Here is an 11,227-nt window from a genome sequence, read left to right on the forward strand (position 1 = left end):
TGGAAGGGCTGGCTTTTTCTTTTATATGCAGAAGAAAAGGTCGAGCCTATTTATTTAGTTTAATTTGGATATGAGGGGAAAAATGAATTGAATATAAATATATTATAGTGGAATCTTGTTTTGAAGAATTTGTACTAATTTATAAAGAAATGTGTACGAGCTATCTTTTTATGTATTCAATTTATTTTTTGAGGAGGAGCTGCTCAACTAATTTATTAAAGGGGTTTTGTTTGTGGAGCAGTTTCCGAATTCGTTATCAATTACATTGCTTGGTAGTGCTGGTGGAGCAGCAAAAGCAGTTTTAGCAATTTTAAATCAAGCGATAGCAAATGAAAAAGATCCAATTTATGAAGTATTAAAGAATGCCAAATTTCATTTGGTGGATATAAAACAAAAAGATAGGACTTATTATGATGAGTTGTTTTCGAATTTGAAAAGTCAATTATATTTATATGAAATAAATCTTCAAAATGTAGTGGAATTTAAACAACATTTAAAAGAAAAAAGAACGAGTGTTGTGATTGATGTTTCAGGGGCAGATACAATTAGAGTATTAAGCTGCTGTAATGAACTAGGAATTTGTTATATTAACTCAGCCTTGGAAAATGAGGCAGTAGATCAGGACGATAGCTTAATCGGCTTTCAGCTTACGGAAAGATATACAAGGTTTGAGAAGGAGAAAGAGAAATTTACAAATACAAAAGCGATTATAGGTTCAGGTATGAATCCAGGTGTTGTTCAATGGATGGTTGTTGAGCTTATGAAGGAACGACCAAATGAAAGGCCAAGAGCATGTTATATTGTAGAACATGACACATCATTTTTGAATGATACAGCACTTATAAAGCCACATACACTTTATGCTTCATGGGCAGTAGAGCGATTTTTAGATGAAGCGATCTGGAGTTATCCGATGTATATGAGTCATCATCGTCCTCTTTACTTTTATGAAGATGTATATGCTTCAGAGTATAAAGTGAAGTTAGGAGAAAAAGAATTCTATGGTTGTTTAATGCCACATGAGGAAGTATTAATTTTAGGGAAAAACTTCAATATGGAAGTTGGTTTTCTTTATCGAATTAATGAGTATACAACAAATATAATTAGACAGAACTTAGATCAAGTAGAAGATTTATGGAACTGGAATCGTAAAGTGTTTAATCCAGCGGAAGAAGAGGTTGCTGGAGAGGACTTGGTCGGTGTGTTACTCGTTTATGAAAATAGTGAGACATATATGTATAATGTGATGAATAGTAGCCAAGTTTTTCGTAAATATAAAACGAATGCAACGTATTTTCAGGTAGGGTGCGGGATTTATGCGGGCTTGTCCAGTTTACTTTTAGATCAATTTGAACAAGGTGCTTATTACGTCGAGGAGTTGTTATTAAATACAGAAAGTAAGTACGGTGAGTATTTAAATTTATATATGAAGGATTTTGTAATAGGGCATAATAATTTTACAGATGGATTGTTACATGACAGGGTAAGATGGATGTAAGTTGTTACCAAAAGGAAGGAGAGATCTCCTTCCTTTCATTATTATAAGGTTAAATATTGCCCTGAAAGCAATTTCATACTTATACTTTAAGGAGATAACAATGAAAGTTTTTTGTATCGATCAAGGGGAGTTTTTATATGAATAAATACAAGAGCTTGATTTATGAAGAAAGAAGAGCCTTAAAGGTATTTATATTATTATTTTATATTATATTCTTTTTATATGACGCTATATATTATTTTGTATATCCTGCTATGAATATTAGTGGAACAGCGGTAGGGTGGCCAGAAGGTAGTCTTGGGATAGGTGTGCCTATATTTGTAATAGCATTATTTCCTATTTCTATATATCTTCAAAAAAGAGGGTATGTATATTCTGTAAAATATTTATTTTTATTTGGGTACATGTTTATCAATCTTGTGAATAATTTAATGATTTATTTGCGAACGGATAGACCTTTTGAACATGGTAGTATGGTAGAAATGTTATTAATTTTATTTGCCCCAGTTTTCGTGAATAGAAAATACTTTTATTTAGTTTCCTTTAGTGTAATTGGAAAGTACGTATTTTTCACATTGCTATTACAAGATTTAAAAGTGGTAATTCCACTTGTTTTATGTATATTCTATTTCATTATTTCACATTCTTTATTAAAACGATTTCAATCTTATGTAAGAACAGTGGTTGAAATGATGAACAATATGAAAGAGACGGAAAATTTAGCTGTGATTGGGACTATGTCTACAACAATTGCCCATGAAATTCGAAATCCGCTAACAGCGTTAAAAGGGTTTACGCAAATGCAAAAAGAAAGAAATCCAACTGATACGATGAGCTACGACATTATGCTACAAGAAATTGAAAGGGTTAATGGATTTGTTAGTGAATTGATGTTGTTAGGAAAACCAAAGCCAACAAATTATGAAAGGTGTAATATACGAGACATCCTTCTATATGTTGTGCATCTAATGGAAAGTTATGCAACGCAATATAGAGTTAAATGTCATATACAAGTAGATGGGAATTTACCGGCTATAAACGGTGATGATAAGCAATTAAAACAAGTGTTATTAAATATCATTAAAAATGGAATAGAATCAATGCCAGAGGGCGGAGAAATTCATATCCGTGCATATCAAAAAACGCAAGGACATTTGTGTATTTCTGTTGAAGACCAAGGATTTGGTATAGAGAATGAGAAATTAGAAAAAATTGGCAAGGCATTTTACACAACAAAGGAGACTGGTACAGGACTTGGATTAATGATTACATATAAAATTATTAAGGAACATCAAGGGAGTATCACAATCCAAAGTAGTCTAGGAGTAGGAACGAAAGTAGAAATTTTTCTGCCGACCGTTTAATGTATTGGGAGAAAAGATTTTTCAGAAAAGTGTTCTTGTTGTGTAAATATAAACATTTTATAAAATGTTTCAAGAAGGGTTTTTTTTATAAAATACTTCGTTTATAATGGAGGAAAATATCGACATGAGATTGATTACTCATGTAACGGTTCAGTAGTGTTATGAAAAGATAAGAAGGGGGTGCACGCGCATCCTTTTTTCTATGCAGATATTATGAAAGAGGTGGTATGATGGAATTAACATTAAATTCGACTGTATGTTTACACACGATTCAATTTCGAAAAGAGCAAAAGAATTATATTGTAAAAGATACAATTACAGGAGAAAAATATGAAATGCCGCCACTTTGGATTGATGCATTGGCAATGATGCGTGACGGTTTTTTATTGGGAGAAATTGAGGAGAAATTAAAAGAAGAGTATCCATCCGAAGAAGTGAATATGTTAGCATTCACGAGGCAACTGTTAGAACTAGAACTTGTTGAAATGGTAGATGGAGAAGAGATAGCTTGCACAAAGAAGAAAGAGATAGATTGTTTAGCTTGGGTGCGTCCTCGTGTGGAACAATTCTTTCTTAATTTAAATAGAAAATATAGAAGCAAAGACCAATAGTGGCCTTTGCTTTTTTTATAGGCTGTGTTTAAAAAATAACAGCAAATGCTCTTGCGAAAGCACCGTCACTATTTTTAATTTTTAAAGGTGCTGCTGAGAAAAAGAAACGTTTTGTTTCGATAGCATCTAGATTTGTTAAGTTTTCAATTAAGTAAATATTATTCCCTAGTAATATGTGATGAATCGGTGATGTTTCTGTTGTGACTTCATCAGGAGAAATGAAATCTAAACCGATAGATTTTACTTTTAATCGCACTAGTTCTTTAGCTAATTCTTCAGAAAGATAAAATGCTTCCTTCTCATAAGCCTCTGTATTCCATTTAGTGGATAGATTAGAATGGAAAATAACAATATCATCCTCTTTTATGTCAGTATTATGCAATACTGTCTTAGGTAATTTTCGCTCTTGAATATGTGTTACATCTATAAGAACAGCTTCGCCTACAAATTGATCCAACGGTAATTGATCGATGGTCGTTGCGCCTGAAATAAAATGCGCAGGGGCATCACAATGCGTGCCAACGTGAACGACAGAATGAAAATCTGTAACTTGATAGCCTGATTCTTCAACACTTGTAACAGCTTCTAGTTGTATTTTAGGTGTTCCAGGAAATTGAGACATATTATTTTCAAATGTTTGCGATAGATCAATTACTTTCATTTTACATACCTCCAATATATGTTTTTCAAATAATAAAAAGCTCATCCTTCAGTATCAAGAAAGATGAGCTTTACATGCTAGTTGAGTTTTATTTTCCAAAATGCAATGCATTTTGCAGGAATTAGCACCTATTCAGTTTGTATAAACTGAGGTTGCTGGGCTTCAAAGGGCCGGTCCCTCTGCCTCTCTTGATAAAGAAGTATTCAGTTTTTAAAATCGGAATTTTCCGATAGTTAAATTGTAATTCATTTCCTTTTTTCGTGCAATACAAAATAGGTATTCACCCAAATAAAGCTGCTCGCATATTGTAGCTTATGTAAATAGAATGCTGCGAAGGAGTGAGTGCAGTGACAGGAAATGTATTAAATTATTATGCTGGTGGTAATACAGCTAGGGGATTTCACAATTTATACGAAGAGAATTTAAAAGGATTAGACAGATTATTTATCTTAAAGGGTGGCCCAGGAACGGGAAAATCTTCTTTAATAAAGGCAATAGGTCGTGAATGGATTGAAAAAGGATATGATATTGAATTGTTACATTGTTCTTCTGATAATAAATCGGTTGATGGTGTAATTATCCCAAAATTAAAAGTAGGAATTGTTGATGGGACATCGCCGCATGTTATTGAGCCAAAAATGCCAGGAGTTGTTGAAGAGTATATAAATTTAGGAATTGCTTGGGACTCAGATAAACTAAGAAAGCAGAAGTTAGAAATTGAAAGATTTGTTTCAGAAGCAAGCAAAGCTTTTCAGTCTGCTTACGCACGTTTTAAAGAGGCATTGGTTATACATGATGAGTGGGAGAAGATATATATTGATAATATAGATTTTAATAAAGCAAATGAACTAACCAATCAGCTAATCCAGAAATTATTTGCAGATAAAAGCGGGAGACAATCGCTTGTAAAACATCGTTTTTTAGGAGCTGCTACACCGAAAGGAGCAGTTGATTTTGTTCCTAATTTAACAGAAGGATTACCACATCGTTATTTTATAAAAGGGCGCCCAGGCTCTGGAAAATCAACGATGCTCAAAAAGTTAGCTAAGGCAGCTGAGGAAAAAGGGTTTGAAGTTGAAGTATATCATTGCGGATTTGACCCGAATAGTCTTGATATGGTTATCGTAAGAGAATTAGGATTTGCAATTTTTGATAGCACCGCACCACATGAATATTTTCCAAGTCGCGAGGGTGATGAAATTATTGATATGTATGCCCTTATTGTTACGCCAGGGACGGATGAGAAATATGCGAAGGAAATTCGTGATGTCTCCATTCAATATAAAGCAAAAATGAATGAGGCGATGTCTTTCTTAGCGAAAGCAAAATCGGTTCGTGATAAATTAGAACGAATTTATATTGCTGCTATGGATTTTTCAATAGTAGATGCATATAAAGAGGAGATTCAAAAAGAGTTTGAACGAATTGCTACTACTGTAATCGAAAAGCAACAATAGACGTTTCATTAGGCTGTCAGTAATTTCTGACAGTTTTTTTGGTATGTAGTAAAATTAGTATTGTATTTGTCGAATTTCCAAGGAAATAATCAAAAAATGGAGGTGTTATGCAATGAGAGAGAAAATCGAGTTGGAGTTAGAAAGAATTGAAAAAGAGAATGATGTGAAAATTTTATTTGCGGTAGAATCAGGGAGTCGTGCTTGGGGTTTTCCATCGAAAGATAGCGATTATGATGTTAGGTTTGTTTATATACATCCGGTAGAATGGTATTTATCAATTCATGACAAACGAGATGTAATTGAATATCCAATTAGTGATGATTTAGATATAAGTGGTTGGGATATTAAAAAGGCGTTGCAACTATTCGCGAAGTCGAATCCTGCTTTACTTGAGTGGATTCGATCACCAATTTTTTATTCGAAAAACTCTAATTTTCCAGAACTACTTCAACAGATGAGTGAGAAGAATTTTGATCCAAAAGCAACGATATATCATTATTTACATATGGCGTCGAAAAATTATCGTGAATTTTTGCAAGGTGAGAATGTAAAGCTGAAAAAGTACTTTTATGTATTACGTCCCATTTTAGCTTGTAAGTGGCTAGAAGAGAAAACGACTTTACCTCCTGTAGAATTTGACCGATTGATTACAGAATTATCATTAGAACGTAGCGTATTAGATGAAATTGAAAAGTTGTTAATAAAGAAAAAAGCAGGTACTGAATTAGATGTTGGATTGAAAATTAAGGTGCTAAATCAATTTTTAGAAGAACAAATTCATTACTATCAGGAATATGTAAAAGGAATTGAAAAGGGATCAGGAATCGATATTGAGAGTTTAAATACATTGTTTCGAGATATGTTGTTTGAAGCATATGAAAAAGAGCACAAGTAAGTTTGTGCCCTTTTTATTTTGTAGGAATGAAGAAAACAGATATAGCTGCGATAAGACCTGCAAAGGAGAATAAGTAAAAATTCCATGCTAAGTCATATTGCATTGTCATAATAATACCGACGAGAATTGGGCCAGCAATTGCACCAACTCGGCCAAGCCCCAGTCCCCAGCCTAAGGAGGTAGCTCGGATATGTGATGGGAAGTATTGTGTTACATATGCATTTAATATTTGAGTAATACCGACTGATCCAATACCAGCAAGGCCAATTAAAAGATAAATGATTGTAACAGATGGTTTGATTGTTAATAGTCCGATACATATGGCTGCCATAAGATAAGAGATGCTAATAACAATTTTTGCTCCTATACGATCAGCAATTGCTCCAGCGAATAATGCGCCGATAGCTGCGGTAATATTTAGCATAAGTAGAAATGACAGACTAGACCCAAGAGGATATCCTGCCTGGCGCATCATCTGTGGTAACCAAGTGTTTAAACCGTATATTAAAAACATTCCCATTATATAAGTGATCCAAAAAAGTAGCGTTGCTTTTATGTATTCTTTTGAGAATAAAGTAAAAAATCCATTTTTCTTTCGTATAGTAGATGGGTCTTGATGAGTTTTATCTTTTACATGAAATTCAATTTGAAAACGATTAAGAATTTGGTTCACTTCTTCTTGGCGATTACGTGATAATAAAAATTGAATGGACTCAGGTAAATAGCGAATAATGAAAGGAATGAAGAGTAGTGGAATCATTCCGATACCAAACATAATTCTCCATCCGAAATCTTCTAACATAAGCATGGACAAAATAGCACCTAACACGATACCTAAAGGATAGCCAGTAAACATAAGAGCATAAATAAAAGATTGCCTTTTTGGGGGTGAATATTCAACAGTGAGTGCTGAAGCCGTAGGGATAACACCGCCTAATCCGATTCCTCCTATAAATCGAGATAATCCAAATAACTCAGGAGAAGGAGCGATAGCCGCTAAACCCATTGTGATAGAAAAAAGTGCTAAACAGCATATAAGCGTCCATTTACGCCCAATTAGATCTGTAATCGTTCCAACTAGAATAGCCCCAATAAACATTCCAAATAAAGCATAGCTTGCAATTGTACCAGCGTGCGCTGGTGATAGCGCCCAGCTTTTGTCTTCTAGGAGCTTTGGTAGAACGGCACCGTAAATACCTAAATCATATCCATCAGCTAAAATGGCTAGCCAACAAATAAAAACAACAAGTTTTGTAATAGAGCTTGGAAAGATAGTTTCTGTAGATTCTAGATGAGGTGGAGCTGAAGGTTGCATAATATTCACCCCTTTTAATTTGTAGATGAATATATTATTTTATTTAATGTTAATATTTTCCTCCTTGTGTCGAATTTTATCTGAAAAGGGTTTATAACAAATAAAGAAGTTCAACAGTAATTCTGTTGAACTTCTTTATTTGTTTACTCATTATCAACTCGTTTTAACGGTTGATCTGCTGGGCCTTCAAGAACGTCTCCCTCAATTGAAAAACGAGAACCATGGCAAGGGCAATCCCAAGTACAATCACCATTATTCCATTCAACTTCACAGCCTAGATGTGTACAAGTTGTATCGACGATATGTAATTTTCCTTCTTTGTCCTTATAAGCACCTGCTCGTTTACCGTTAACATGTACGACAGATCCTTCACCAACTTCGAGATCTTCTGGCTTACGTAATGCGGTTTCAATCTTTCCTGCAATTAAATGTTTCGCAACATCAATGTTTTGGGAGAGGAACGTTTTTATATCTGGATTTGCATGGAAGCGTGATGGTGCATACAGTTCTTTATAGGGACTGTGAACTTTTAGGATGGAGTCCTTCAGTAGGTGAGCGGCAGCAGTTCCAGTTGTCATTCCCCATTTGCGATATCCAGTTGCAACAAATATATTTGGATTTCTTTCGTTAATATGTCCGATATAAGGAAGCTTATCTAGAGTAATTAAATCTTGTGCTGACCATCTATAAGGAACTTCATCTATTCCAAAAGTGGCTTCAGCAAAAGAATAGAGTGCTTCATAATGAAGCATCGTATTTATTCCCTGACCTGTTTTATGACTCTCTCCGCCAACCAAAATTAATTTTTCTCCATTGTTTGTTATATAGCGTAAGGAGCGCTTTGGATCATCAATACTTAAATACATGCCACCTGGATACTCCGTTTTTGCTTTTATTGCAAGAGCGTAGGAGCGTTCTGCGTACATTCGCGTAAAGAAAAAGCTATTCGCATCATAAAAAGGAAAATGTGAACAAGAGACGACATATTCACAAGTGATATGATGGCCCTCTTTTGTAATTATTTGTGGATAATCGCCCTTTTCCACATCCATAGCTGTTGTTTGTTCGTAGACCTTTCCGCCCATCTCCACAAACTTTTCTAAAAGTGTTTTTAAATAAAGAAGGGGATGGAATTGTGCTTGATTTTTCATTACAAGCGCAGATTGTACTGGAATAGGAATCGATAGAGATTGAACATAGTCACAAGGTATATTTAATTTTTGATAAGCTTCATATTCTTTCGATAAATTTCTTAATCCGTTATCAGTAGTTGTATATAAATATGAATCTTCATTTGAGAAATTACAGTCGATTTTATATGTTTGAACAGTTTTATTTATGAATTGTAGAGCCTTATTATTTGATTCATAGTAAAGCCGGGCCTTTTCTACACCGAAATGATTTATTAATTCATCATAAATAAGATCATGTTGTGCTGTTACTTTCGCTGTTGTATGCCCAGTCGTTCCGCTTAAAATACGACCAGAATCAATTAAAACAACATCGATGCCTTCTTTTGCAAGTAAATAGGCAGTAGTAATACCTGTAATACCAGCACCGATAATAGCAACTTTCGTCTTTATATTTTCGGATAAACGAGGGAAAGTAGGAAACTGAGTAGATTCAATCCAATAAGATAGTGGCAGTTGTGGAAATGTATCACTTGTCATTGCGGAAACCTCCTGATTTTAGAACAATTTTCCTTTTAATATTTCCATATTATATGAAATTCATGTGTGTTGTTTTAGAGGAAGTCTATTTTTATTAAAAGAGGGTATAAATTATTTTAATATAATTAATGAGGTGGGGCATTATGAAGAAGTAGGATTTATATAAAACTAAATTCAAATGATTCTGTTTGTTGATTACATAGAGAGTTATTGAATGAGATAGAGTCTATGCCGTTTAAGAAAATGTCTAAATATAGTGGGTAAATCCTTATGGAATCTATACATTTTCTTTAGTGAAATAAAGTATGATTATAAAAATATAACCACCTTTTATTACTAGGTCATAAAAGGTGTTGACAATATAGAAATTCTATTGTTATGATTCATCATGTGGAAAGGTTGATAGAGAGTAAAAAGAGAAATGTTTTTCATTGATAATAAAAGCGAAAAATAAGTGACGATAGAGTGAGTATATTTTCCTTATAATAGATGCTTTTTGGATCATCTAGTAAAATCAATCTGGAAGCAAGAATTAATATATGTAAGTTGCGCAAGGCGCGGCATAAGAAAGGAGCAAAAGGATGAAGGAGCTTCATACGTTTGGGTGGTATGCAGCACGTGTATCACCACATTTGCCGAAAAAAGCATTTAAACCAGTGCCTACTCGTTTATTTGGTGGACTGGCTTATTTGCTTGTGGCATTGGCGGGGTTAATAGCGATTGGTGTATTTGAATTGAATGTGTGGGCGAATCTAGGAATTGCAATTGTTCTTGGATTATGTTTTGCTTCACTTGGATTTTTAGGGCATGAAATTTTACATGGAACTGTTGTAAGAAAGGCATGGCTTCGTGACTTCTTAGGCGCGATTGCATTTATGCCATTATCAACAGGGCCAAAGCTTTGGAGAAAGTGGCATAATGCAACGCACCATGTTCATACACAGCATGAAGAGAATGATCCAGATGCATGGCCGACACTTGAGAAACTTAAGAAGAGTAAGTTTTTGAGTTGGGTATATCGTATGCCCCTTCATGTACGTTCATTCTTTAGTTTTCTGTCACTAACAATTCAATTTACATTGCATTCGACTCGAATGTTCTTTCATTTTATAAAAGAATTTAAGTCATCCAATCAAAAATCTGTATGGCTTCAACTTCTTTTACCTTGGACAGTTTGGATTAGTTTATTGTTTATTATGGGACCAGGAAAATGGTTATTTGCATATGTCATTCCGTTGTTAATTGCTAACTTTATTGTAATGGCATATATCGCAACAAATCACCGCTTAAATCCAATTGTTCCAGTAAATGATCCATTAGCAAACTGTTTATCAGTAACAGTGCCGCGCTGGGTAGACGTTTTACATTTCAACTTCTCATATCATACAGAACATCATCTGTTTCCTGCTATGAGTTCAAAATACTATCCGTTAGTAAAAGAGAAGATTAAAGAAATGTGGCCGGAACGCTATCACGAAATGCCGATGACAAAAGCATTGGCAGCACTTTGGAATACACCACGTGTGTATTATCACGGAAGTGAATTAGTTGATCCGCATAGAGAGCATTTCTATGGTTCTTTAGGAAATGGACTAGATCCTCATAATATTTCATATCGTGAGGAACATATAGAAGAAAAAGAGAGTATTAAAAAAGTAAATCAGTAAAAATAGATGTATTTTATAGCAAAAAAGCAAGCGAGCTTGCTTTTTTGCTATAAAGAAACTTCTTTCTTGTTTTTTCTGCTCACTTGGAC

Annotated in this window: 9 protein-coding genes and 1 riboswitch; of the genes, 6 read left to right on the forward strand and 3 right to left on the reverse strand. The window is 34.2% G+C overall.

What is annotated here, in order from left to right; translation table 11 throughout:
• The first annotated feature begins 232 nt into the window (after positions 1–232).
• The 3 genes from DN400_RS00600 to DN400_RS00610 all read left to right on the forward strand — a co-directional run bounded on the left by DN400_RS00600 (position 233) and on the right by DN400_RS00610 (position 3,473).
• Positions 233–1,498 carry a hypothetical protein gene (locus tag DN400_RS00600; RefSeq protein ID WP_000434728.1) on the forward strand — a complete coding sequence of 422 codons (1,266 nt, stop codon included), beginning with the start codon at positions 233–235 and terminating at the stop codon, positions 1,496–1,498.
• Positions 1,499–1,635: 137 nt separating this feature from the next.
• Positions 1,636–2,862 carry an ATP-binding protein gene (locus tag DN400_RS00605; RefSeq protein ID WP_053565368.1) on the forward strand — a complete coding sequence of 409 codons (1,227 nt, stop codon included), beginning with the start codon at positions 1,636–1,638 and terminating at the stop codon, positions 2,860–2,862.
• A 230-nt stretch (positions 2,863–3,092) separates the two neighbouring features.
• Positions 3,093–3,473 carry a hypothetical protein gene (locus tag DN400_RS00610; RefSeq protein ID WP_000424116.1) on the forward strand — a complete coding sequence of 127 codons (381 nt, stop codon included), beginning with the start codon at positions 3,093–3,095 and terminating at the stop codon, positions 3,471–3,473.
• A 28-nt stretch (positions 3,474–3,501) separates the two neighbouring features.
• On the opposite strand, the gene DN400_RS00615 is transcribed toward DN400_RS00610, so the two are convergent.
• Positions 3,502–4,134, reverse strand: a complete 633-nt coding sequence (locus DN400_RS00615) for a cyclase family protein (protein ID WP_097913209.1) — start codon at positions 4,132–4,134, stop codon at positions 3,502–3,504.
• Between the two features lie 85 nt (positions 4,135–4,219).
• Positions 4,220–4,332: riboswitch (SAM riboswitch) on the reverse strand.
• Between the two features lie 149 nt (positions 4,333–4,481).
• On the opposite strand from DN400_RS00615, the gene DN400_RS00620 reads away from it, so the two are divergent.
• Both DN400_RS00620 and DN400_RS00625 read left to right on the forward strand, forming a co-directional pair.
• Positions 4,482–5,591, forward strand: a complete 1,110-nt coding sequence (locus tag DN400_RS00620) for a PRK06851 family protein (protein WP_000147467.1) — start codon at positions 4,482–4,484, stop codon at positions 5,589–5,591.
• Between the two features lie 112 nt (positions 5,592–5,703).
• Positions 5,704–6,486, forward strand: a complete 783-nt coding sequence (locus tag DN400_RS00625) for a nucleotidyltransferase domain-containing protein (protein WP_001208235.1) — start codon at positions 5,704–5,706, stop codon at positions 6,484–6,486.
• Positions 6,487–6,499: 13 nt separating this feature from the next.
• Here the strand turns inward: DN400_RS00625 and DN400_RS00630 are convergent, their stop codons facing one another.
• Both DN400_RS00630 and DN400_RS00635 read right to left on the reverse strand, forming a co-directional pair.
• Positions 6,500–7,801 (reverse strand): MFS transporter, encoded by a 1,302-nt coding sequence (locus DN400_RS00630; RefSeq protein ID WP_065229683.1) that lies wholly within the window; start codon positions 7,799–7,801, stop codon positions 6,500–6,502.
• A 143-nt stretch (positions 7,802–7,944) separates the two neighbouring features.
• Positions 7,945–9,471, reverse strand: a complete 1,527-nt coding sequence (locus DN400_RS00635; RefSeq protein WP_065229684.1) for an FAD-dependent oxidoreductase — start codon at positions 9,469–9,471, stop codon at positions 7,945–7,947.
• A gap of 581 nt (positions 9,472–10,052) precedes the next feature.
• Here DN400_RS00635 and desB point away from each other — a divergent pair.
• Positions 10,053–11,138 carry a Delta(10) desaturase DesB gene (desB, locus tag DN400_RS00640; RefSeq protein ID WP_000661208.1) on the forward strand — a complete coding sequence of 362 codons (1,086 nt, stop codon included), beginning with the start codon at positions 10,053–10,055 and terminating at the stop codon, positions 11,136–11,138.
• Positions 11,139–11,227: the final 89 nt, after the last annotated feature.

This window comes from Bacillus sp. AR8-1 (assembly GCF_008042345.1).
GTDB lineage: Bacteria > Bacillota > Bacilli > Bacillales > Bacillaceae_G > Bacillus_A > Bacillus_A cereus.